The sequence below is a fragment of the Pseudonocardia oceani genome (assembly GCF_019263585.2).
GTDB lineage: Bacteria > Actinomycetota > Actinomycetes > Mycobacteriales > Pseudonocardiaceae > Pseudonocardia > Pseudonocardia oceani.
In genome coordinates this window covers 3,049,076-3,071,526 of the sequence record NZ_JADQDF010000001.1, presented here as the reverse complement: position 1 = coordinate 3,071,526, position 22,451 = coordinate 3,049,076, and the positions used below count along the sequence as shown (strand labels likewise).

The 22,451-nt window shown below is 74.4% G+C and carries 22 protein-coding genes; 14 read left to right on the top strand and 8 right to left on the bottom strand.

Features of this window, described 5'->3' with window-relative positions:
• Window positions 1–71 precede the first annotated feature (71 nt).
• The 5 genes from I4I82_RS15370 to I4I82_RS15350 are packed head-to-tail and all read left to right on the top strand — an operon-like array spanning window position 72 to window position 3,375.
• Entirely contained in the window at window positions 72–1,250 is a 1,179-nt protein-coding gene (locus tag I4I82_RS15370) for a pyridoxal phosphate-dependent aminotransferase (RefSeq protein WP_218591195.1), read from the top strand.
• Complete coding sequence (locus tag I4I82_RS15365) at window positions 1,247–2,152, top strand: NADP-dependent oxidoreductase (protein ID WP_218591194.1); 906 nt, start codon at window positions 1,247–1,249, stop codon at window positions 2,150–2,152. The genes I4I82_RS15370 and I4I82_RS15365 overlap by 4 nt, the downstream gene beginning before the upstream one ends.
• Window positions 2,153–2,196: 44 nt before the next feature.
• Entirely contained in the window at window positions 2,197–2,610 is a 414-nt protein-coding gene (locus tag I4I82_RS15360) for a hypothetical protein (protein WP_218591193.1), read from the top strand.
• Window positions 2,607–2,822 carry a helix-turn-helix transcriptional regulator gene (locus tag I4I82_RS15355; protein ID WP_218591192.1) on the top strand — a complete coding sequence of 72 codons (216 nt, stop codon included), beginning with the start codon at window positions 2,607–2,609 and terminating at the stop codon, window positions 2,820–2,822. Before I4I82_RS15360 ends, I4I82_RS15355 begins: the two co-directional genes overlap by 4 nt.
• Before the next feature lie 46 nt (window positions 2,823–2,868).
• Complete coding sequence (locus tag I4I82_RS15350; protein ID WP_218591191.1) at window positions 2,869–3,375, top strand: hypothetical protein; 507 nt, start codon at window positions 2,869–2,871, stop codon at window positions 3,373–3,375.
• Window positions 3,376–3,426: 51 nt separating this feature from the next.
• Here the strand turns inward: I4I82_RS15350 and I4I82_RS15345 are convergent, their stop codons facing one another.
• The 5 genes from I4I82_RS15345 to I4I82_RS15325 are packed head-to-tail and all read right to left on the bottom strand — an operon-like array spanning window position 3,427 to window position 9,530.
• A complete protein-coding gene (locus tag I4I82_RS15345; protein ID WP_218591190.1) occupies window positions 3,427–5,685 on the bottom strand; it encodes an FdhF/YdeP family oxidoreductase in 2,259 nt (752 codons plus the stop codon).
• Window positions 5,686–5,694: 9 nt separating this feature from the next.
• Window positions 5,695–5,970 carry a helix-turn-helix domain-containing protein gene (locus tag I4I82_RS15340; protein ID WP_218591189.1) on the bottom strand — a complete coding sequence of 92 codons (276 nt, stop codon included), beginning with the start codon at window positions 5,968–5,970 and terminating at the stop codon, window positions 5,695–5,697.
• A 34-nt stretch (window positions 5,971–6,004) separates the two neighbouring features.
• On the bottom strand, window positions 6,005–7,603 hold the full coding sequence (locus I4I82_RS15335) for a biotin/lipoyl-binding protein (RefSeq protein WP_218591188.1): 1,599 nt from the start codon (window positions 7,601–7,603) through the stop codon (window positions 6,005–6,007).
• Entirely contained in the window at window positions 7,600–8,811 is a 1,212-nt protein-coding gene (locus tag I4I82_RS15330) for an ABC transporter permease (protein ID WP_218591187.1), read from the bottom strand. Before I4I82_RS15330 ends, I4I82_RS15335 begins: the two co-directional genes overlap by 4 nt.
• A complete protein-coding gene (locus tag I4I82_RS15325) occupies window positions 8,808–9,530 on the bottom strand; it encodes an ABC transporter ATP-binding protein (RefSeq protein WP_218591186.1) in 723 nt (240 codons plus the stop codon). The genes I4I82_RS15330 and I4I82_RS15325 overlap by 4 nt, the downstream gene beginning before the upstream one ends.
• Window positions 9,531–9,693: 163 nt before the next feature.
• Here I4I82_RS15325 and I4I82_RS15320 point away from each other — a divergent pair, with 163 nt between their 5' ends.
• From I4I82_RS15320 to I4I82_RS15305, 4 genes are read left to right on the top strand one after another with little or no spacing between them, the layout of a single operon-like run.
• Entirely contained in the window at window positions 9,694–10,209 is a 516-nt protein-coding gene (locus I4I82_RS15320) for an SRPBCC family protein (RefSeq protein ID WP_218591185.1), read from the top strand.
• Window positions 10,210–10,262: 53 nt separating this feature from the next.
• Entirely contained in the window at window positions 10,263–11,144 is an 882-nt protein-coding gene (locus I4I82_RS15315; protein ID WP_218591184.1) for an MOSC domain-containing protein, read from the top strand.
• A 21-nt stretch (window positions 11,145–11,165) separates the two neighbouring features.
• Window positions 11,166–12,749 carry an acyl-CoA synthetase gene (locus I4I82_RS15310; protein WP_218591183.1) on the top strand — a complete coding sequence of 528 codons (1,584 nt, stop codon included), beginning with the start codon at window positions 11,166–11,168 and terminating at the stop codon, window positions 12,747–12,749.
• Between the two features lie 4 nt (window positions 12,750–12,753).
• Complete coding sequence (locus tag I4I82_RS15305) at window positions 12,754–13,368, top strand: DUF998 domain-containing protein (RefSeq protein WP_218591182.1); 615 nt, start codon at window positions 12,754–12,756, stop codon at window positions 13,366–13,368.
• A gap of 63 nt (window positions 13,369–13,431) precedes the next feature.
• On the opposite strand, the gene I4I82_RS15300 is transcribed toward I4I82_RS15305, so the two are convergent.
• Window positions 13,432–14,244, bottom strand: coding sequence for an NAD(P)H-binding protein (locus tag I4I82_RS15300; RefSeq protein WP_218591181.1), 813 nt, complete (start codon window positions 14,242–14,244; stop codon window positions 13,432–13,434).
• Window positions 14,245–14,313: 69 nt separating this feature from the next.
• On the opposite strand from I4I82_RS15300, the gene I4I82_RS15295 reads away from it, so the two are divergent.
• Window positions 14,314–14,688: a winged helix-turn-helix transcriptional regulator gene (locus I4I82_RS15295; RefSeq protein ID WP_226370074.1), complete on the top strand. Its 375-nt coding sequence runs from the start codon at window positions 14,314–14,316 to the stop codon at window positions 14,686–14,688.
• Window positions 14,689–14,759: 71 nt separating this feature from the next.
• Here I4I82_RS15295 and I4I82_RS15290 read toward each other — a convergent pair whose 3' ends face one another.
• Together I4I82_RS15290 and I4I82_RS15285 are read right to left on the bottom strand one after the other, a co-directional pair.
• On the bottom strand, window positions 14,760–16,679 hold the full coding sequence (locus tag I4I82_RS15290) for an acyl-CoA dehydrogenase family protein (RefSeq protein WP_226370073.1): 1,920 nt from the start codon (window positions 16,677–16,679) through the stop codon (window positions 14,760–14,762).
• On the bottom strand, window positions 16,676–17,305 hold the full coding sequence (locus I4I82_RS15285) for a TetR family transcriptional regulator (RefSeq protein ID WP_218592708.1): 630 nt from the start codon (window positions 17,303–17,305) through the stop codon (window positions 16,676–16,678). Before I4I82_RS15285 ends, I4I82_RS15290 begins: the two co-directional genes overlap by 4 nt.
• 88 nt (window positions 17,306–17,393) lie before the next feature.
• On the opposite strand from I4I82_RS15285, the gene I4I82_RS15280 reads away from it, so the two are divergent.
• The 4 genes from I4I82_RS15280 to I4I82_RS15265 are packed head-to-tail and all read left to right on the top strand — an operon-like array spanning window position 17,394 to window position 22,450.
• Entirely contained in the window at window positions 17,394–18,704 is a 1,311-nt protein-coding gene (locus I4I82_RS15280) for an acetyl-CoA C-acetyltransferase (RefSeq protein WP_218592709.1), read from the top strand.
• A 1-nt stretch (window position 18,705) separates the two neighbouring features.
• Window positions 18,706–20,058: a 3-oxoacyl-ACP reductase gene (locus I4I82_RS15275; protein ID WP_218592710.1), complete on the top strand. Its 1,353-nt coding sequence runs from the start codon at window positions 18,706–18,708 to the stop codon at window positions 20,056–20,058.
• Window position 20,059: 1 nt separating this feature from the next.
• Window positions 20,060–20,884 carry a MaoC family dehydratase gene (locus I4I82_RS15270; protein WP_218592711.1) on the top strand — a complete coding sequence of 275 codons (825 nt, stop codon included), beginning with the start codon at window positions 20,060–20,062 and terminating at the stop codon, window positions 20,882–20,884.
• A gap of 18 nt (window positions 20,885–20,902) precedes the next feature.
• The gene (locus I4I82_RS15265) at window positions 20,903–22,450 is read left to right on the top strand and encodes an adenylate/guanylate cyclase domain-containing protein (RefSeq protein ID WP_226370072.1); all 1,548 of its coding nucleotides are present in this window, start codon (window positions 20,903–20,905) and stop codon (window positions 22,448–22,450) included.
• The last annotated feature ends 1 nt before the right edge of the window (window position 22,451 follow it).

The following is a 22,451-nucleotide window of genomic DNA, read 5'->3' as shown; positions in this document are numbered from 1 at the left end:
CCGGCGCGTTGTTCCCGATCCCGATCGGGTGTGACGGCAGCCACTCCCCGGGCCGGGTTACCGTGCGACCCATGCTGGTCGAACGCATGCGGCCGTTCACGTCGACGATCTTCGCCGAGATGTCGGCGCTGGCGCTGCGGACGGGGGCGATCAACCTCGGCCAGGGCTTCCCCGACACCGACGGACCGCCGTCGCTGCTGGCCGACGCCGCCGCCAACATCACCGGCGGGATCAACCAGTACCCGCCCGGCCCGGGGGTCCCGGCGCTGCGCGCGGCGGTCGCCGAGCACCAGAGCCGCTTCCACTGCCTGTCCGTCGACCCCGAGGACGTGCTGGTCACCACGGGCGCGACCGAGGCCATCGCCGCCGCGGTCCTCGCCCTGTGCGACCCGGGCGACGAGGTCGTCACGTTCCAGCCCTACTACGACTCCTACGCCGCCACCGCCGCGCTGGCCGGCGCGGTGCTGCGGGCGGTGCCGCTGCGTGCGACGACCCCCGGCGGGGAGTTCGGGTTCGACCCCGACGAGCTGCGCGCCGCGTTCTCCGCGCGCACCCGCGTCGTCCTGGTCAACACCCCCCACAACCCGACCGGCACCGTGCTCTCCGCGGAGCAGCTCACGCTGATCGGGACCCTCGCCGCGGCGTCCGGCGCGGTGGTGGTGTCCGACGAGGTGTACGAGCACATGGTGTTCGACGGTCGCGCACACGTCCCGATGGCGACGCTGCCGGGGATGGCCGAGCGGACGCTGACGATCTCCTCGGCCGGCAAGACGTTCTCCGTGACCGGGTGGAAGGTCGGCTGGGTGCACGGACCCCGCGAGCTGGTGGCGGCCGTGCGGGCGGCCAAGCAGTTCCTCACCTACGTCAGCGGGGCGCCGTTCCAGCCGGCGATCGCGTCGGCGCTGGCCCTGCCCGACGCGTTCTTCTCCGGCATCGCGACGGGCCTGCAGGGCAAGCGCGACCTGCTGTCCGACGGGCTGCGGGCGGCCGGGCTCACGGTGCACCCGTCGGCCGGCACGTACTTCGTGGTCACCGACGTCGCGCCGCTGGGCGTCACCGACGGGGCGGACCTGTGCTGGCGGCTGCCCGAGCTGATCGGCGTGGCGGCGGTGCCCGTGTCGGTGTTCTGCACCGACCCGGAACTCGGGCGCACGCTGGTGCGGTTCGCGTTCTGCAAGCGCGACGAGGTGCTGGCCGAGGCCGTCACGCGCCTGGCCGGGCTGCCCGCGGCGCTGGGCGCGGCCGCGTGAGGGCCTACGGGTTCACCGCCGTCGGCGGGCCGGAGCAGGAGGCTTTCCTCGACGTCCCCGAGCCCGTGCCGGGGCCGGGCGAGCTGCTGGTCCGGGTCCGGGCGGCCGGGGTCAACCCCGGCGACTGGCGGCTGCGCGAGGGCTCCTACGGGGTCGAGCCGCCCGCCGTGCTCGGCCGGGAGGTGGCGGGCAGCGTCGAGCGGCTGGGGCCGGACGTGGCCGGGTTCGCCGTCGGCGAGGAGGTGTTCGGCGGCTGCCCCGGCATGGTCGGCGGGTTCGCCCCGCTGGCCCGGGTGACGGCGTCGTTCGCGGCGCACCGGCCGGACGCGGTGTCGCCCGCCGACGCCGCCGTGCTCCCCGTCGCCGCGGGCACCGCGTACGACGCGCTCGCCGGCCTCGACCTCGCGCCCGGGGCGATTCTGCTGGTCAACGGCGCGGGCGGCGGGGTGGGCCTGCCCGTCGTGCAGCTCGCCGTGGCGCGGGGGATCACGGTCGTCGGCATCGCGAGCCGGGCCAAGGAGGACCTGCTGCGGCGCTTCGGCGCAGTCCCGGTGGTCTACGGCGAGGGCGTGCTCGACCGCGTCCGCGCGGCCGCGCCCGGCGGCGTCGACGCCGTGTTCGACCTCGTGGGCGGTGACGCCCTGCGCACCGTCGCGGGGCTGCTCACCGACCGCTCCCGGCTGCGCTCGGTGGCCGACAAGCCGCTGGTCGCGGACCTGGGCGGCGCCGACGTCACCCGCGACCGCAGCACGGCGGTCCTCACCGGGCTGGCGCGGCTGGTCGGGGCGGGCGCGCTGGACCCGCACGTCACGAGCGTCCGCCCGTTCGACGAGGCCGGCGCCGCGCTGGCGGCGGTGGAGCGGGGCCACGAGGCGGGAAAGGTCGTGCTGGAGCTGCCCTGACAAGTACGCTTGACATCCCCACCCGGTGCGTGCAGGGTGGAGCCATGACAAGCGAGCTTGACAACGGGCGGCGGAGCAGCGGCGACCGGGCCCGCTCCCGCGCCTACCACCGCGACTTCTGGCCGGGCATCGTCGGCTACGTCGTCGTCCTCGGCGCGGTCGTGGCCCTCGGCGACCTCGACGGCACGAGCCCGTGGCGGTTCCTCTGGGCGCTGCTGCCGGTCCTGCCCGCGCTGTGGATCATCCGGGCCGTGGTCCGGCACGTGCGCCGCATCGACGACCACCAGCGCGGGCTGCTGCTGCGCGGGCTCGCCGTCGGCTTCGCCGCCGCCATGATCGCGTCGGTCACGCTGGGCTTCCTCGACGTCGCCGGGCTGGTCGTGCCGATGACCGGCTGGATCGTCTACGGGGTCGGCATGCTCGCCTGGGCCGTGGCCGCCGCGGTGTCGGCGCGGTGAGGAACAGCCTCAAGGCGCTGCGGGAGGCGCGCGGCTGGACCCAGGCGGCGCTGGCCGACCGGCTCGACGTCTCCCGGCAGACCGTCAACGCCCTGGAGACGGGCCGCTACGACCCCAGCCTCCCGCTCGCCTTCCGCATCGCGCGCCTGTTCGGGCAGCCCATCGAGGCGATCTTCGAGCCCGAGCCGGACACCGCCGCCGCCGACGTGTGACATCCGTACCTACCGGAGAGCCGCGGACGTCGGTCAGGCTCGGTCCATGAACATCGGGTCTCTCGTCGGCGGGTCGTTCGGCCTGGTCTACGTGCTGGTCAACGCGGGGGCGCTGGGGACGCCCGCCGGGCCGGTGGTGCAGGTCGCCGGGGTGCTGGCGTTCGTCGCCCTCCTGGTCGCGGTGCTGCGCCGGCGCGGGACCGGGCCGTCGGGCCCGCCGCACTTCTCTCGCGGTTACTGGCTCGTGGTGCTCGCCGAGGTGGTGGCGATCGTCGCCGGGGCGCAGGTGCTCAACGCGCTCGGCCTGCCGCCGCTGCCCTGGGTGACGATCGTGGTCGGCGTGCACTTCCTGCCGCTGGCGCGGATGTGGTCGGCACCCTCGCTCGCCCGGGTCGGGGTGGCCCTGGCGCTGTGCGGCATCGCCGGTCTGGTCGCCGCCGTCACCGGTGCGTCGCCCGCGGTGGTGGCGCTGCTCGCCGGGGTGCTGCCCGGCGCGGTCCTGCTCGCCGGCGCCCTGCACGGCGCCACCCGCCCCACCCCGGTCGCCGCCTGACCTCGTGAGTGGCGATCGTGCCCCTGGGCACGATCGCCACTCACGGGCGCGTCAGCGCTCCAGCCGGATCACGACCCACTTCGACGTCGGCGTGCCGGCCTCCAACGCCACCGAGTCGAGCGGGATCAGCGCGTTGGTCTCCGGGTAGTACGCGGCGGCGCAGCCCTTGGGTGTGGAGTACTCGACGAGGCGGAACCCCGGGGCGCGGCGCTCGACCCCGTCGGACCACTCGCCCACCAGGTCGACGACCTCGCCGTCGGCGAACCCGAGCTCCGCCAGGTCCGCCGCCGAGACGAACACGACGCGGCGGCCGTGGTGGATGCCGCGGTAGCGGTCGTCGAGGCCGTAGATCGTGGTGTTGAACTGGTCGTGGCTGCGCATCGTCTGCAGCACCAGCCGGCCCGGGGGGACCTGGACCGCGGCGAGCGGGCTCACCGAGAACACGGCCTTGCCGGCCTCGGTGGGGAAGGTGCGGCTGTCGCGGGGCGGGTGCGGCAGGACGAACCCGCCCCGCTCCCTGATCTTCTCCGCGTAGCCCTCGCACCCGGGCACGACGCGGGCGATGCGGTGGCGGATCTCGTCGTAGTCGGCGGCGAAGGCGGCCCACGGGATGCCGTGGCGGTCGCCGAGGGTGGCCGAGGCGATGCCGCAGAGGATGCCGACCTCCGAGCGCAGCTCCGGGCCCGCCGGCGTCATCCGCCCGCGGGACGCGTGCACCGACGACATCGAGTCCTCGACGGTGATGCGCTGCTCGGTGCCGCCGGACAGGTCCTTCTCGGTGCGGCCCAGCGCCGGCAGGATCAGCGCGGTCTCCCCGCAGGCGACGTGGCTGCGGTTGAGCTTCGTCGAGATCTGCACGGTGAGCGCGGCCCCGCGCAGCGCCGCCTCCGTGACGCCGGTGTCCGACATCGCCGAGGCGAAGTTGCCGCCGAGCCCGACGAAAACCGACGCCCGCCCGTCGCGCAGCGCGCGCACGGACTTCACCGCGTCCAGGCCGTGCTCACGCGGGGGCTCGAACCCGAACTCGTCGCGCAGGGCGTCGAGGAAGGAGTCGGGCGAGCGCTCCCAGATGCCCATCGTGCGGTCGCCCTGCACGTTGGAGTGCCCGCGGACGGGGCACAGGCCCGCGCCGAGCTTGCCGATCATGCCCTGGAGCAGGGCGACGTTGACGAACTCCTTGATCGTCGCCACGGCGTTGCGGTGCTGGGTGATGCCCATGGCCCAGCAGTTGACGATCTTCGACGAACGCGCGAAGAGGTCGGCGAGCTCCTCGATCCGCTCCCACTCCAGGCCGGTGGCGGCGAGCACCTCGGCGCGGTCGATCTCGGCCAGGTGCGCGGCGTAGGCGTCGAACCCGACCGTGTGCTCGGCGATGAACGCCTCGTCCGCCACGCCCCTGGCCAGCAGCAGGTGCCCGAGGGCCTGCCAGAGGGCGAGGTCGCCGTCGGAGCGGACCTGCAGGTAGAGGTCGGCCAGCTCGGTGCCGCGCCCGACGATGCCCGACGGCTTCTGCGGGTTGTTGAACTGCAGCAGCCCGGCCTCGCGCAGCGGGTTGATCGCGACGATCGTGGCGCCGTTGTGCTTCGCGATCTCCAGCGCCGACAGCATCCGCGGGTGGTTCGTGCCCGGGTTCTGACCGGAGATGACGATGAGGTCGGCCTCGTGCACGTCGTCGAGGGAGACCGAGCCCTTGCCGATGCCGATGGTGTCGGCGAGCCCGACCGAGGTCGCCTCGTGGCACATGTTCGAGCAGTCGGGCAGGTTGTTGGTGCCGTAGGCGCGGGCGAAGAGCTGGTAGACGAACGCGGCCTCGTTCGACGCGCGGCCCGAGGTGTAGAACAGCGCCTCGTCGGGGCTGTCGAGGCCGTTCAGGTGCTCGGCGACCAGCGCGAACGCGGCCTCCCACGTGATCGGCTCGTAGTGCGTGCCGCCCGCGCGCCGCACGACCGGCTCGGTGAGCCTGCCCTGCTGGCCCATCCAGTACTCCGACCGCGTCTCCAGGTCGGCGAGGTAGTGGGCGGCGAAGAAGTCGGGCCCGATCCGGCGGGTGTCGCCCTCCCAGGCGACGGCCTTGGCGCCGTTCTCGCAGAACTCCGCGGTGTGCCGGTGCTCCGGATCGGGGTCGGGCCAGGCGCAGCTCATGCAGTCGAAGCCGTCGACCTGGTTGAGCCGCAGGAGGGTGCGCGCCGTGCGGACCGGCCCCATCTGCGAGACCGCCATCCCGAGGCTGACGGCCACGGCGGGCAGCCCGGCGGCGGCGGTCTCGGGCTTGCCGATCTCGAGGTCGGGTTCGGGCTGCACGGCGGTCATGCCCCGACACTAGGCAGTGCGGACGAAGGTGACCTCTCCGTCGGATGTGATGCCGGGCATGGCCAGCTCGTCGAGCGAGAGGCCCAGCGCGCGGGCGAGCGCGGCGACGGTGAAGAAGGCGGGCGTCGGGATGCGGCCGGTCTCGATCTTGCGCAGCGTCTCGGCGGAGATGCCGGACGCCCCGGCCACCTCCCCGAGGCTGCGCTCCCCGCGCGCCTCCCGCAGGAGGGCGCCGAGCTGCTCGCCGCGCTCGCGCTCGGCCGGGGTGAGGGGGACGCGCACCATGGGGCGATGGTAGTACCGGCCGCGTCCCGCAGGCTCAGTTCTGCGGCGGGCCACCCGGCACCGACGCCACCTGCGCCTGCGGCAGCAGCACCTCCTGGCCCTCGCGCAGGCCGGACTTCACCTCGGTGTACTCGTCGCCGACCGCACCGGCGGAGAACGGCGTGGTCACCGGGTCGCCGCCGTCGACCCCGGGCGTGGTGACGACCTTGCGGCCGTCCTCCGAGCGCACCGTCGACGACGGCACCCGCAGCACGTTCTCCACCGACTCCACGCGCACCGCGGCGTCGGCGGTCTGGCCGTCGCGCAGCTGCGGGTCGGTGCGGTTGAGGACGACCGTCGCGTAGTAGTTGACGATCCCCGAGACGTCGGCCCCGGTGGGCGCGACGGCCAGCACCGAGGCCGGGACGCTGATCCCCGGCACGGCGTCCACGGTGACGTCGACGGCCTGGCCCGGCTGCACGCGCGCCGCGTCGGACTCCTCGAACGGCACGACGAGCTGGAACGAGTCGACGTCGTTGAGGACGAGGAACGCGCCGCCCCCGCCCGTCGCCGCGCTCGCGCCCGTGCTCGAGGAGTCGGTGACGCCGGGCAGGCGGGCGCTGCTGCCGGGGGCGAGCGAGGTGGTGCCGGACGCGGCGCCGACGAACTCGCCGACGGTCCCGTTGATCTGCGAGACGACGCCGGCGACGGGCGCCCGCAGCGCAGTGTCGTCGAGGTCGCGCTGCGCCAGCGCCACGGACGCCTCGGCGTCGCGGACCTGCGCCTCCTGTGCGTCGGTGTCAGCGGGGCGGTCGCTGCCGGCCTGGTCGAGGGTGTTCTGCGCGGTCACGACGCTGTTGCGGGCGTTCTCGATCGACAGCCGGCCCGAGGCCTCGTCGACGTTCTCGCGCTGCTCGGCGGTGTCGAGCGCGGTCTCCGAGGCGATGACGGTGCCGCGCGCCTGCTGCACGGCCGTCTCGTCGGCGGGGATGGCCTCGCACTCGGGATCGGGCGTGACGGTCACCGGCGTGGTCGCCGTCTGTCCCTCCGCGCCGCCCAGCAGACCGGACGACGACGTCGGCGCCGGCTTCGTCGTCGTCGGCGCGGGCGAGGAGCTGCACCCCGCCCGGTCGCGCGCCAGCTGGTCCTGCGCCCGGTCGAGCTGGTCGCGGTCGAAGTCGAGCTGCACCCGCGCGCGCTCGGTGGCGACGTCGTTGGCGCTGTTCGTGGCCTCGACCTGCTCCTCGGTGGCCGACAGGATCGAGTACGCCTGGTCCAGCGAGGCCTGCGCCTGCTCCACGGAGGTGGCGCCGGTGATCTTCGCGAGGTTCGCGCGGGCCTGGTCGAGCTGGGCGCGGCTCTGCTCCAGCGCCTGCTCCAGGTCGAAGTTCTCCAGGCGCGCGAGCACGTCACCGGCCTGCACGCGGTCGCCCACCGCCACGAGCACCTCGGCGAGCTGCCCGCCCTCGGCGAACCCGAGGTTCTGCTCGGTGATGGCGACGAGCGAGCCGGACGCGGACACCGTGGTGGCGACCAGGCCGCGGTCGACGCGGACCACCGGCGGTGGGGCGGCCTCGCCGCTGCAGGCCGCGAGGGCCAGCACCGCCCCCACGGCGGCGACGATCCGGAGGGGCGACGGGGCGACGGTCTTCACTGGAACCTCAACGCTTCGATGGGACGCAGCCGGGCGGCGCGGTTGGCGGGGTAACCACCGGCGACCAGGCCGATGAGCAGGCTGATCACGAACGAGATGATCACGGAGTTGACGTCGACGACGGGCGGCGGGAAGTCCGGGATCGCCTGCGGCAGCGCGATCGCCGCGGCCGTCGACAGACCGACGCCGATGAGGATGCCGACGATCCCGCCGAACCCGGCGAGGAAGGTCGACTCGAGCAGGAACTGCTGCAGGATCGCCCGGCGCCGGGCCCCGATCGCCTTGCGGATGCCGATCTCCCGGGTCCGCTCGGTGACCGTGACGAGCATGATGTTGGCGACGCCGATCCCGCCGACGATCAGCGAGATCGCGGCGACGGCCACGGTGAACAGCGTGAGGAACGACAGGGTCTGGTTGACCTGGTCGAGCAGGCTCTGCTGCGCGGTGGCGGTGTAGTCCCGCTCGGCGGGCTCGTCGATGTCGTGGCGGTCGTCGAGGATCGCGGTGACCTGGGCGAGCGCGGCCGGTACCGCCTCGGGCGAGACCGCCACGACGACGACGTTGCTGACGGAGTCGCCACCGCCGAGCAGGAAGCTGCGCGCGGTGCCCAGCGGCATGATCACGACGTCGTCCTGGCCGGTGGCCGCGACGACGCCGATCACCCGGAACGCCGTGCGCCCGATCCGCACCTCGCTGCCCAGCGCGGCGCCCGCGTCGCCGGCGAAGAGGTCCTCGACCGCGCCGGGGGCCAGCACGACGACCTTGGCCTTGCTGCGCTCCTCGGCCTCGTCGAACATGCGGCCGATGACGAGGTCGCGGTCGGTGACGTCGAGATAGGTCGACACCGTGCCGACCACCGACGAGCGGAACTGCGTGCCGCCGGGCAGCTGCAGGGTGACCGGACCGCCCGCCGTGGGCGTGGCCGAGGCGACGCCCGGGGCGTCGGCGGGGTCGGCGAGCGCCTCGACGTCGGCGTCGGTGAGGTCGCGCGGCTGCCCGTTCGTGCCCTCCTGGTTGGCGCTGACCGAGATCTGCGTGGCCAGCGACCCGAACGACTCGGTGAACCCGCTCTGGATGCCGTTGCCCAGCGCCACCAGCACGATCACGGCCGCGACGCCGATGATGATGCCCAGGGTCGTCAGCCCGGAGCGCAGCTTGTTGGCCCGCAACCCGCGGAACGCCAGCCGCGCGGCCTCCGCGATGTTCACGGGGTGCCGCCGGCGGCCGGGGCGGGCGCCCCTTGGGGCAGCGGCTGCTGGCGCACGTCGCTGACGATCCGTCCGTCGCGCAGCCGCACGACGCGGCGCGCGAACGCGGCCACCTCGTCCTCGTGCGTGATCAGCACGACGGTGCGCCCGGCGTCGTTGAGCTCGACGAGCAGCTGCATGACCTCGTTGGTCGAGACGGTGTCGAGGTTGCCGGTGGGCTCGTCGGCCAGGATCATCGCCGGCCGCGTGACCAGCGCGCGGGCGATCGCGACGCGCTGCTGCTGCCCGCCGGAGAGCTCGTTGGGCATGCTGCCGCCGCGCCCGTCGAGCCCGACGCGGGCCAGCGCCTGCTGCGCGCGGTCGCGGCGCTCGCGGCGACCCACCCCGGCGTAGACCAGCGGCAGCTCGACGTTGCGCGCGGCGCTGGTACGGGCGATGAGGTTGAAGGACTGGAAGACGAAGCCGATGCGGCGGTTGCGCAGGTCGGCGAGCGCGTTCTCCCGCATCCCGACGACGTCGGTGCCGCCGAGGCGGTAGTGACCGGTGGTCGGGACGTCGAGGCAGCCGAGGATGTTCATCATCGTCGACTTGCCCGAGCCGGACGGCCCCATGATCGCCACGAGGTCGCCCTCCTCGATGGAGAGGTCGACGGAGTCGAGCGCGCGGACCGCCACCTTGCCGGCCTGGTAGACCTTCGTCACCGCATCCAGCTCGATCACGCGCACCCCCGTTCGGGCCAACGACGGCGGTGGACGGCGGTCACGAGCAGCGGGCGGGGTTCACCGGGTCGTGACCTGGGGGAGGAGGTCATCGCGGCGCAACCTAGCGGGGTCCGGGACGCGTGTGCGCGCGCCGTTCTCAGCGCGCTCTTAGGGTGGGTCCGTGCGCCGCGGACCGCCCTGGGCCTGGGGCGCCACCGACCCCGAGATCGACGACGCCTACCCCTGCTCCGACCTGGTGCCCGAGCCCGCCGCGCGGATGGTCCGGGCCGTCGACGTCGGCGCGCCGGCCGCCCACGTGTTCCGCTGGGTCGCGCAGCTCACACAGGCGCCCTACAGCTACGACCTCGTCGACAACCTCGGCCGGCGCAGCCCGCGCACCCTGACCCCCGGCGCCGACGCCCTCGCGCCCGGCACGCCGTTCGTCCTCATCTTCCAGGTCGTCGACGTCGTGCCGGGGCGCGAGGTCACCGCGGTCGGGCGGCCCGGGCCGACGCGCCGGTTCGGCCCGATGGCGTGCACCTACCGCGTCACGCCGACGGGCGAGCGGTCCTGCCGGCTGATCGGGCGGCTCGACCTCACCGCGGGCCGGCTCGCTACCCCGATCGCCTGGGGCGATCTGCTGATGATGCGGAAGCAGCTGCGCACTCTCGCCGCATGTGCGGAACGCACGTGCTGACCCCTCCGACCGGAGGGTTCCGTCACACCGGCGGAACGGGATAGACCGGGCGCATGACGGTCACCGCGATCCACCGCTACCCGGTCAAGTCGATGCTCGGGGAGTCCCTCACTACCTGCACGGTGGGCCCGAACGGCGTGGTGGGCGACCGCGCCTACGCCGTGATCGACGGCGAGACCGGTGTCGTCGCGAGCGCCAAGGTCCCGCGCCGCTGGGCCGACCTGCTCGCGTTCTCCGCCCGCTTCGTCTCCGAGCCCGAGGCCGGCGCCGCGCCGCCGCCCGTGGAGATCACGTTCCCCGACGGGTCGGTGCACCGCAGCGACGACGCCGATATCGACGACGCGCTCTCGACCGCGATCGGGCGGCCCGTGCACCTGGCCGCCGAGGCGCCGGAGGGCGCGTACTTCGAGGAGCTCTGGCCCGACGTCGAGGGACTCGCCCCGCAGAAGCTCATCGACGACACCACCGTGCGCCGCGAGGAGACCGGCGAGGTGATCAGCAAGTTCGACATCTCCGCGTTCGGCGCCAAGGGCACGTTCTTCGACCTCTCCCCGCTGCACGTGCTCTCCGAGGCCACCCTCGACAGGCTCCGCGAGCTGGCCCCCGACGCCACCTTCGACGCCCGCCGCTACCGGCCGAACTTCGTCGTCAGCGGCGACACCGGCTTCGCCGAGAACGACTGGCCGGGCCGCAGCGCCACCCTCGGCGGGGCCACCGTGACGTACTCCTTCGCCACCATGCGCTGCGTCATGACGACCCTGGAGCAGGGCGACCTGCCCCGCGACGTCGACACCCTGCGCACGATCGCGAAGCACAACCGCATCGAGATCCCGCAGATCGGCGGCGTGTGGGCGTGCGCGGGCGTCTACGCCGACGTCGCCGGGCCGGGTGAGGTGTCGGTGGGCGACGCGTACGCGGAGGTGCCCTCGGGCTGAGCGGTGAGGCAGGATCGGGCGGTGACGTTCAGCCAGAGCACCGAGGCCGCCATCGCCCGCACCCGCCAGCACTCCCTCGGCGACCTGCTGCGCCGCTCCGCGCTGCGCTACCCCGACAAGCTCGCCGTGGTCGACGGCGAGCGGCGGGTCACGTTCGCGGAGTTCGACGCGGCCGCGAACCGCACCGCGCACGCGCTCACCGCGCGCGGGCTGCAGAAGGGCGACCGCCTCGCGCTGCTCGCCCGCAACTCCTACGCCTACGCGGTGCTGGCCTTCGCCACCGCGAAGGTCGGCGTCGTGCTGGTGCCGGTGAACTTCATGCTCGGCGCGTCGGAGATCGCCTACATCCTCACCCACTCCGGGGCGTCCGGGATGGTCGCGCAGGACGCGCTGGCCGGCACGGCCGCGAAGGCGCTGGCCGAGGCGGGCGTCGAGAGCGGGGTGCGCGGCTGGATCGGGGCCGACCCGGCCGAGGGCTGGGAGGACGTCGAGTCCTGGCTCGGCGGCGACGGGCCCGACCACGACCCCGAGGTCCCCGTCGGCGACGACGACCCGCTGCGGCTGATGTACACCTCGGGCACCGAGTCGCGGCCCAAGGGCGTGATGCTGTCGAGCCGCTCCCTGATCGCGCAGTACGTGAGCTGCACGATCGACGGCGGCATGAGCGTCGACGACATCGAGGTGCACTCGCTGCCGCTCTACCACTGCGCGCAGCTCGACTGCTTCCTCTCCGTCGACGTCTACCTCGGCGCGACCTCGATCATCCTGCCCGGTCCCGACCCGGCGACGCTGCTCGCGACCGTCGAGCGGGAGCGCGCCACGAAGCTGTTCTGCCCGCCGACGGTGTGGATCTCGCTGCTGCGCCACCCCGACTTCGCCACCCGCGACCTGTCGTCGCTGCGCAAGGGCTACTACGGCGCGTCGGCGATGCCGGTGGAGGTGCTCAAGGAGCTGTCGCGGCGCCTGCCCGGCGTGCAGTTCTGGAACTTCTACGGCCAGACCGAGATGTCGCCGCTGGCCACGATCCTGCGCCCGGACGAGCAGCTGCCCCGGGCCGGGTCGGCCGGTCGCGCGTCGATCAACGTCGAGACCCGCCTCGTCGACGACGACGGGCAGCCGGTGGCGCCGGGCGAGATCGGCGAGATCGTGCACCGCTCCCCGCACGCCGCCCTGGGCTACTACGAGGACGAGGAGAAGACCGCCGACGCCTTCCGCGACGGCTGGTTCCACTCCGGCGACCTCGGGATCATGACCGAGGACGGCTACCTGTCGGTCGTCGACCGCAAGAAGGACATGATCAAGACCGGCGGCGAGAACGTGGCGTCCCGCGAGGTAGAGGAGGCGATCTACCAGCTCGAGGGCGTCGCCGAGGTGGCCGTGTTCGGTATCTCGCACCCGACCTGGATCGAGGCCGTCACGGCCGTCGTCGTGCCGAAGGAGGGCGTCGAGGTCACCGTGGAGCAGGTGAACGAGCACGCGCGCGGGGTGCTGGCCGGCTACAAGCGCCCGAAGTACGTCGTGCTCGCCGACGCGCTGCCGAAGAACCCGAGCGGCAAGATCCTCAAGCGGGAGCTGCGGGCGGAGCACGCGAACCTTGGACAGTGAGCCCGTGCGCGGAAACCGTGGCTCCGACCGCGGTTTCCGCGCACGAGGGGTGGCCGTCGGCGGGGTCGCCCTGTTCTGGCTCGGCTCGCTCGTCGCCGGCTCGCTGGTCCCCGGCTACTCCATCCGCGGCGACTACGTGTCCAGCCTCGCCGGGCGCGGGTCGTCGGTGGCCGTGTTCGGGATCGTCGCGATCACCGCACTCGGCGTCGCGCACCTCGGTGCGGCGGCCGCGTCGCGCGGGGTGGTCGCGGTCCCGCTCGCTCTGGCCGGGCTCTCCGGGCTGACGATCGCCGCGTTCCGCACTGCGTGCCCGCTCGGCGCGGCCAGCTGCGGGACGCCGCCGAACGACGCCCCGGCCGACCTCGCCGACACCGTCCACGTCCTCGCGGTCGTGGGCTACGAGATCGCGCTGGTGGCGGCGATGGCCGTGGTGGCGGTGCGGCTGGTGCGCACACGGCCGCTCGCCGCCGCGCTCACGGTGGCGGCGGCCGTCGGGTCGGTGGTGCTGGCCCTGAACATCGGCGGGCCCGACCTCGGTGCGTGGCAGCGGGCGTGGCTCATCGTCAACACCGGGTGGCTCGTGGTGGCGGTGACCCGCCTCGGCCCGCACACAGACTGACGGGGTCGCACACAGGTCCGGCCCTGTGCGCGGCCGCCCGGACCTGTGTGCGAGCCGGGTCGCTCAGGCGAGTGCGGCCGTCACCGCGTCGCGCAGGCTCGTGGCCGGACGGCCGAGCAGCTTCTCCAGGTCGTCGGAGGGCTCGGCGAACAGGCCCGACGCGATGAGGTCGTGCACGAAGCCGATGCCGCCGAGCTCGGCCGACGGGACGGCGCGGTAGGCCACCGGCGTGCCCGAGACCTCCCCGACGACGCGCGCGAGGTCGGCCAGCGTCCAGAGCGGTCCGCGCAGCTCGTAGGCGACGCCGGCGTGGCCGTCGCCGGTCAGCGCGGCGGAGGCGGCGAGGCCGAGGTCGCGGATCGTCGCGAAGTTGACCGGCCGCCCGGCGTCGGCGCCGAGCAGCTCGCCCGCCGCGACGGCGTCGCGCAGGCCGGGGTTGACCAACGCCTCGCTGTAGAAGGTGTTGCGCAGCAGCGTGTGCGGCACGCCGGACTCGCGCAGCAGGCCCTCGGTGGTGGTGTGGTCGGCGAGGAAGCCCTGGCCGTCCTCGGCGCCGATCGCGCTCGTGTAGACGATCCGGCCGACGCCCGCGGCGCGCGCCGCGTCGATGGCGTTGCCGTGCTGGCGGGGGCGGACGCCCGGCGTGACGTCGGGGGAGGAGACGAGCAGCAGGACGTCGACGCCGGCGAACGCGGCGCGCAGCGAGGCCGGGTCGTCGTAGTCGCCCGCGCGGACGTCGACGCCGCGGTCGGCGAGGTCGGCGGCCTTGCGCGGGTCGCGGGCGACGGCGACGAGCTCGGTGGCGGGGATGCGGGTGAGGAGGTCGTCGACGACGACGCGGCCGAGGTTCCCGGTGACTCCGGTGACAGCGATCATGGCTCCGACGGTAGCCCGCGCACTATCGTTCGGTAAGTACGTACCTTCTCGTAAGTGCCGGAGGCGGATGTGAGCACGCAGGTCCTGGACGCGACGTGGCCCCCGCGGGGTGACGTGTTCGACAGCCGCTGCCCCAGCCGGTCGGTGCTCGACCACGTCACGAGCAAGTGGGCCGTGCTCGTGCTCGCGGCGCTCGACACCGGCGAGCTGCGGTTCAGCGCGCTGCGTCGCCGCATCGACGGGGTGAGCGAGAAGATGCTGGCCCAGACGCTGCGCACGCTGGAGTCCGACGGGTTCGTGGCGCGCGAGGTCGCCCCCACCACCCCGCCGCAGGTGACCTACAGCCTCACCGACCTCGGGAGCGGCCTCACCGCGCAGCTCACGGGCCTGCTGGACTTCATCACCACCCGCCTGCCCGAGATCCAGGCGGCGCGCCGACCCTGACGACCCCGGCGGGCGGCAGCGGCGAACTCGGCGGGGGTTGTGGGTGCTGCTGCGCGGGGTGGCGGGCGGGGTCAGCCGACGGCGGTGAGGGTGTCGGCGTGCTGCTCGTCGGCCTCCGTCGGCCGGGTGCGCTCGCCGTCGAGCAGGGGGCAGTCGAGCCAGTTCTGCGGGATGCCGAAGGCGTCGACGAGTTCGCGGGCGTGCGGGCGGAGCTCGCCGCACAGGGCGTTGACCGCCGTCGTGACGGCCTTGGTGCGCGCCGCCGTCAGGTAGCCGTGCTCGACGAACCACGCACGGTCGCCCTCGATCACCGACAGCCCGTGCAGCGCCAGGACCCGGCCGAGCAGGGGGTGCCGGTCGGCGACCGCGGCGAAGGCGTCGAACACGATCCGGTCGACGTGCGCGCGGGCGGCGGCGAGCAGGTGGTCCTGCGCGCCGTTGAAGACCGCGAACTGGTCGGCGCCGGGCGCCAGGGCCTTGCGCATCCGCAGGGCGCCGCTCGCGATGAGGTGCTCCTCGCGGTCGACGAGCAGCCGGCGCAGGTGCGCGGGGTCGCGCAGGTCGCCGCGGCGCAGGACCGAGCGGGCGCCGGTGCGCTCCAGCACGGTGCCCGCGACGAGGTCGGCGCCGAAGCGGACCTTGCCGGCGAGGTCGAGCTTCGCGACGCGGCGGCCGTAGTCCGACAGCAGCGTCTTCGCGACGAGCTGGAGCAGGACGGTGTTGTCGCCCTCGAACGTCGTGAAGACGTCGGTGTCGGCCTTGAGCGCGGGCAGCAGGTTCTCCGCCAGGTAGCCGGCACCGCCGCACGCCTCGCGGCAGGTCTGGATGGTGCGGGTGGCGTGCCAGGTGCCGATGGCCTTGATCCCCGCGGCGCGGGTCTCCAGGTCCCGCTGGCGCTCCTCGTCGGGTTCGGCGCCCGGCTTCTGCAGGTCGTGCATCTGCGAGACGAGGTCGTTCTGGGCGAACTGCAGCGCGTACGTCGTCGCCAGGGCCGGGAGGAGCTTGCGCTGGTGCACGAGGTAGTCGAGGACGACGACCTCCTCGCCGGTGGCCGGGTCGCTGAACTGCCGACGGGTCTCGCCGTAGCGGACCGCCAGCGTCAGCGCCTTCTGCGTGGCGCTGGCCGCGCCGCCCGCCACGCTGATCCGGCCGCGGACGAGCGTGCCGAGCATCGTGAAGAAGCGGCGGGTCTCGTTGGTGATGTCGCTGGAGTAGACGCCCTCGGGGGAGACGTCGGCGTAGCGGTTGAGCAGGGCCTCGCGCGGGACGCGGACGGAGTCGAACACCAGCCGCCCGTTGTCGACGCCGTTGAGCCCGGCCTTGACGCCGCAGTCGGTGATCGTGACGCCGGGCAGGGCGTCGCCCGCCTCGCTGCGGATCGGCACGAGGAAGCAGTGGACGCCGTGCGTCTGTGACACCTCGTTCGGGCCGCCCGTGACGAGCTGCGCGAACACCGCCGCCATCCGCGCGTCGCGGGCCGCGCCGCCGATGTAGTCCTTGCGGGCGCCCGGCTCCCGGGTGTGGATGACGAACTCGTGGGTGTCCGCGTCGTAGGTGGCCGTGGTGCGCAGGTGCTGGACGTCGGAGCCGTGGCCGGTCTCGGTCATCGCGAAGCAGCCGAGCAGCGTGCCGTCCATCATGTCGCGCAGGTAGCGGTCGTGGTGGCGGGCGGTGCCCAGCGCCTGCAGCGCGCCGCCGAACAGGCCCCACTGGACGCCGGCCTTGACCAACAGCGACAGGTCGCCGTGGCCGAGCATCTGGAACGCCGCGACGACGCCGCCGACATCGCCCTCGCCGCCGTAGGCCGGGTCGAAGCCCTGGTGCGGGCGCCGGCTGCGGGCCAGCGCGCGCACGGCCTCGGCGATCTCGGCGCGGTACTCCTCGGTGGAGGCGTCGGGGTCGGGCGTCAGTGCGAGCTCGCCCATCTGCGTGCGGACGGAGTTGCGCACGTCGGCCCAGCGGCCGTCGAGCACGGTCTGCAGGTCGTTCACGATTCCTCCTCGGAGGGGGTTGCCACGACGCCGGAGAGCCCGGCCCAGGCGAGTTCGGTGAGGTGCGCGGCGAGCTCGGTGCGGGTCGTCCCGGCCGGCCGCGCGAGCCAGTTGTCGGCGGCGGCGCGGACCATCCCGACGACGCCGTGCCCCCAGGGGACGGCGCGGACGGGGTCGCCGGTGCGGGCCGCGATGACCGCGGCGGCCTGGTCGCCGATGAGGGAGACGAGGTCGGCGACCGGATCTGCGTCGAGCGCGCGGTCGACGAGCGGCCGGTGCACCACGAACCGGTACACCTCGGGGTCGTGCTCGATGAGCCGCAGGTAGGCCTCGATGCCCGCGGCGGTCTGCGCGTGCGGGCCGTCGGCGCCGTCCATCGCGGCGCGGACCTGACCCAGGAGCACACCGGCCACCCGCTCGCACACCGCGACGTAGAGCTCGGTGCGGTCGGCGAAGTGCCGGTAGACCACCGTCTTGCTGGTGGCGGCCTGTGCGGCCACCTCGTCCATGCCCACGCCGGCGCCGTGCGCGCGGATCGCCAGGATCGCGGCGTCGGTGAGCTCGACGCGGCGGGCCTGCCGGTGGGCGTCCCACCGGCTGGCGCGGCGGTCCCGGGCGGTCTTCACGGAACCGAAAGTACCGCGTACTTGCGGTACCGGCTACGCGACGCGGGTCACGTATGCGGGACCGTCAGTACCGGGTACCGTTCGTACCATGACCCGTTCAGCCCGGCAGGCCGCCGTCATCGGGGGCAACCGCATCCCGTTCGCCCGTGCGAACGGGGCCTACGCCCAGGCCACCAACCTCGACATGCTCACCGCCACCCTCGACGGTCTCGCGGCGCGCTTCGGCCTCGCAGGCGAGCGGATCGGGGAGGTGGCGGGCGGCGCCGTCCTCAAGCACTCCCGCGACCGCGACCTCACCCGCGAGTCCGTGCTCGGCAGCCGCCTCTCGCCGTACACGCCGGCCTACGACGTGCAGCAGGCCTGCGGCACCGGGCTGGAGACGGCGGTGCTCGTCGCCAACAAGATCGCGCTCGGGCAGATCGAGAGCGGCATCGCCGCCGGCGTCGACACCGCCAGCGACGCCCCCGTCGCCCTCAACGACGACCTGCGCCGCGTCCTCATGAAGCTCAACGGCGCGCGCTCGCTGGCCGATCGACTGCGCGCCGTCGCGGGCCTGCGCCCCGGGCAGGTCGTGCCGGAGGTCCCGCGCAACGCCGAGCCGCGCACCGGCCTGTCGATGGGCGAGCACGCCGCACTCACCGCGCTGGAGTGGCACGTGTCCCGCGAGGCGCAGGACGAGCTCGCCGCCGCCAGCCACCGCAACCTCGCCGCCGCCTACGGGCGCGGCTTCTTCGACGACCTGGTGACACCGTTCCTCGGCCTCACCCGCGACGCGAACCTGCGCCCCGACACCTCGGCGGAGAAGCTCGCGAGGCTGAAGCCGGTGTTCGGCGGGTCCGACGGCACGATGACCGCCGGCAACTCGACGCCGCTCACCGACGGAGCGTCGGCCGTGCTGCTGGGCTCGGACGAGTGGGCCGCCGAGCACCGCCTGCCGGTGCTCGCGCACCTCGTCGACGCGGAGACCGCGGCGGTCGACTTCGTGCTGGGCTCGTCGTCCCACCCACCCGACGGCCTGCTGACCGCACCCGTGCACGCCGTTCCCCGCCTGCTCGAACGCCACGGCCTCACGCTGCAGGACTTCGACTTCTACGAGATCCACGAGGCGTTCGCGTCGACCGTGCTCGCCACGCTGGCCGCGTGGGAGGACCCGGCGTTCGCCAAGGAGCGCCTGGGACTCGACGCGCCGCTGGGCCCGATCGACCGGTCCCGCCTCAACGTCGCGGGGTCGAGCCTCGCCACCGGGCACCCGTTCGCCGCCACCGGCGGCCGGATCGTCGCGACGCTCGCGAAGCTGCTGCACGAGCAGGCCCGGGACACCGGGAAGAAGGGCCGCGGCCTCATCTCCATCTGCGCAGCCGGCGGCCAGGGCGTCGTCGCGATCCTCGAGGCGGCCTGACATGAGCAACGACACGCTGCGCGACCTCTCGCAGAACCCGCTCGTCCAGCGCCTGGGCGTGCCCCGCATCCCGGTGCTGCGCCGCCACGTCCCCGGCGCGCCGCTGCTCGACGGGCCCGCGCTCGTCGGCACCGTCGGCGAGGGGACGTACGCCGACGCCGTGCGCGCGTTGCTGGAGAACGAGAGCGTGGCCGAGGCAGGCGGAGGGGACGTGACAGGGGGGAAGGTGGCCGGCGTCGTCCTCGACGCCACCGCCGCCCGCACGCTCGACGACCTCGCCGCCGCACAGGAGTTCCTCACGCCCGCCGTGCGCCGCCTCGCCGCGAACGGGCGGCTGCTGGTGCTCGCACCGGAGCCCGGCGAGGACCCGGAGGCCGCCGCCGTCGCGCAGGCCTTCGACGGCATCGTGCGCTCCGCCGCCAAGGAGGTGCGGGCCGGTGCCACGGCGAACCTGCTGGTCGTGCACCCCGACGCGCCGCCCGCGGCGCTCGACTCGTCGGTGCGGTTCCTGCTGTCGGGCCGCTCGGCCTACGTCGACGGGCAGGTCGTGCACGTCGGCGTGCCGGTCGGGCCGGAGCAGGACCCCATCGGGATGGACGCCCCCGCGGAGCCGGTGGCCCCGCTGGCCGGGCGTGTCGCCGTCGTCACCGGCGCCGCGCGCGGCATCGGTGCGGCCATCGCCGACACGCTCGCCCGGGACGGCGCCGTGGTGGTCGCCGTCGACGTCCCGGCCGCGGGCGAGGCGCTCGCCGCCGTCGCCAACCGCACCGGCGGCACCGCGCTGCAGCTCGACATCACCGCCGCCGACGCCGCCGAGCGGCTGCTCGCCCACCTGCGCGAGCGGCACGGTCGCGTCGACGTCGTCGTCCACAACGCCGGGATCACCCGCGACAAGCTGCTCGCCAACATGGACGCCGACCGCTGGAACGCCGTACTGGCCGTCAACCTGCGCGCCCAGCTCGGGATCAACCGGGCGCTCCTGGAGGGCGACCTGCTGTCCGACAGCGGCCGGATCGTCTGCGTGGCCTCCACCAGCGGCATCGCCGGCAACCGCGGTCAGACCAACTACGCCGCGAGCAAGGCGGGCGTGATCGGGATGGTCCGCGCGCTCGCGCCGCGGGCGGCGGCGCGCGGCGTCACGGTCAACGCGGTGGCCCCCGGGTTCATCGAGACCGAGATGACCGCGCGGATGCCGCTGGGCACGCGGGAGGGCGGGCGCCGGATCAACAGCCTGCGCCAGGGCGGGCTGCCCGTCGACGTCGCCGAGACCGTGGGCTGGCTGGGCCAGGCCGAGAGCGGCGGCGTCACCGGGCAGGTCGTGCGGGTGTGCGGCCAGAGCATGATCGGGGCGTGACGTGAGTCTGGCTCCGCTGTACGTCAGGGCCGCGGTCGGGGCGGTCGGGCCGCGGGCGTCGACGCTGCCCGGCACGGTCCTGCACCGGACCGTCGACGTCGACCGCACCCACCTCGCCGACTACGCGCGGGTCTGCGGCTTCCGCCTCAACGACGCGCTGCCCCCGACCTACCCGCACGTGCTCGCCTTCGCGCTGCAGGTGGAGCTGATGGCGGGCCGGTCGTTCCCGCTGCCGCTGCCCGGGCTCGTGCACGTCGCCAACACGATCACCGTGCACCGGCGGATCGACGCGGCCGAGCGCCTGGAGATCGCCGTGCACGCCGAGCGGTTCGCCGGCCACCCCAAGGGTGCGCAGGTCGACCTCGTCGCGGCCGTGGACGTCGGCGGGGAACGGGTCTGGGACGGGCGCAGCACCTACCTGGCCCGCGGCGCCCGGGCGCCCGGTGCGGTCGCCGAGCCGCCCGCGGCCCCGCCGGAGGTCGGCGACGGCCCGGCGTCGGCGGTGTGGCGGGTCGAGGCCGACACCGGACGGCGCTACGCGGCGGTCAGCGGCGACGTCAACCCGATCCACCTCCACCCGCTGAGCGCGAAGGCGTTCGGGTTCCCCCGCGCCATCGCGCACGGCATGTGGACGGCCGCGCGGTCGCTCGCGGTGCTCGAGGGCCGCCTGCCCGAGGCGCTGATCCAGGCGGTCGCGTTCGGCCGCCCGCTGCTGCTGCCCTCGACCGTCGAGCTCCGCACCCGCGCCACCGGCGACGCGTGGGCGCTCGACGTGCGCTCGCGCGGAGGCGTGCACCTGACCGCGGCCGTCGGTCACGCGGCCTGAGCTGCGAGGATCGCCGGCGTGGCGAGGCGGCGGTGGGTGATCGGACGACGGGTCCGCGCCGCGCTGCTGTCCGCCGTCATCCTCGCCAACGTCATCGGCGCCGGGGTCGTGCTGGTGCTCTCGGCCTGGGTGCTGCCCAGCGGGCCGGTCGGTGAGGAGAGCCCCGCGCTCGTCGTCAACCTCGTGGCGTTCGGCTCCTACCTGCTGCTCGCCGTGCTGGTCGGGGCGCTGTGGGGGAGCAGGCGGTTCCGGATGCGGGTCGGCGGCGGCACGGCCGTCGAGCTGCGCCGCGAGCACCGGCGGGTGCTGTACGGCCCGCTGCGGCTGACCACCGTGCAGGGCGCGCTGTGGCTCACCGCGGTCCTGCTGTTCGGCGGGCTGAACGCGCAGTACTCCTGGCGGCTCGCGGTGCAGGTGGCCGAGACGACGCTGCTCGGCGGCATCACCACCTGCGCGCTGTCCTACCTGCTCAGCGAGCGGATCCTGCGGCGCACCACCGGGCGCGTGCTGTCGACGCAGCCCCCGCGGCGCCGGGTCCTGCCCGGGGTGGTCGTGCGGTCGCTGCTGTTCTGGGCGCTGGGCACGGCCGTCCCGGTGGTCGGCGTCCTGCTCGCGGCGGTCTCCGCCCTGGCCTACGGCGACGTGCCCGCCGCGCAGCTCGCCGTGATCGTCCTGAGCATCGGCGGCACGGCGCTGCTCACCGGGCTCCTGGCGACGGTCGGGGCGGCGCGCGCGGTCGCCGACCCCGTCAACGCGGTGCGCCGGGCGATGCGCCGCGTCGAGCGCGGACGGCTCGACGCCGAGGTCACCGTCTACGACGGCACGGAGCTCGGGCAGCTGCAGAGCGGGTTCAACACGATGGTCGCGGGGCTCGCCGAGCGCGAGCGGATCCGCGACCTGTTCGGCCGCCACGTCGGGCGCGAGGTCGCCGAGGCCGCGGCGGCGTCGGCGGAGGTGCGCCTGGGCGGGGAGGTGCGGGCGGTCGCGGTGCTGTTCGTCGACCTGGTCGGCTCCACGCAGCTCGCGGTGCAGCGCCCGGCCGAGGAGGTCGTCGGCGTGCTCAACCGGTTCTTCGGCGTCGTCGTCGAGGTCGTCGAGGAGCACGGCGGCTGGATCAACAAGTTCCAGGGCGACGCGGCGCTGGCCGTGTTCGGCGCGCCCGTGGGGCTGCCCGACCCGGCCGGGTGCGCGCTCGCCGCGGGTCGCGAGCTGGGCGCCCGGCTCGCCGCGGAGCTGCCCGACATCGAGGCCGGGATCGGGGTGTCGGCGGGCGACGCGGTGGCCGGCAACGTCGGTGACGTGCGGCGCTTCGAGTACACCGTGATCGGCGACCCGGTGAACGAGGCCGCCCGGCTCACCGAGCTGGCGAAGTCGCTGCCCGGCGGCGTCGTCGCGGCGGGGCGGGCCGTCGAGCTCGCCGACGATGGCGAGCGCGGGCGCTGGGAGCCGGCCGGGGAGACCGAGCTGCGCGGGCGCGGCGGCCCCACGCGGCTCGCCGTTCCGGCTGGCAGCATGTCGTCGCAGGACGGCCGGAAACCGCGCGAGATCGGCGCCGATCGGTCGTAGC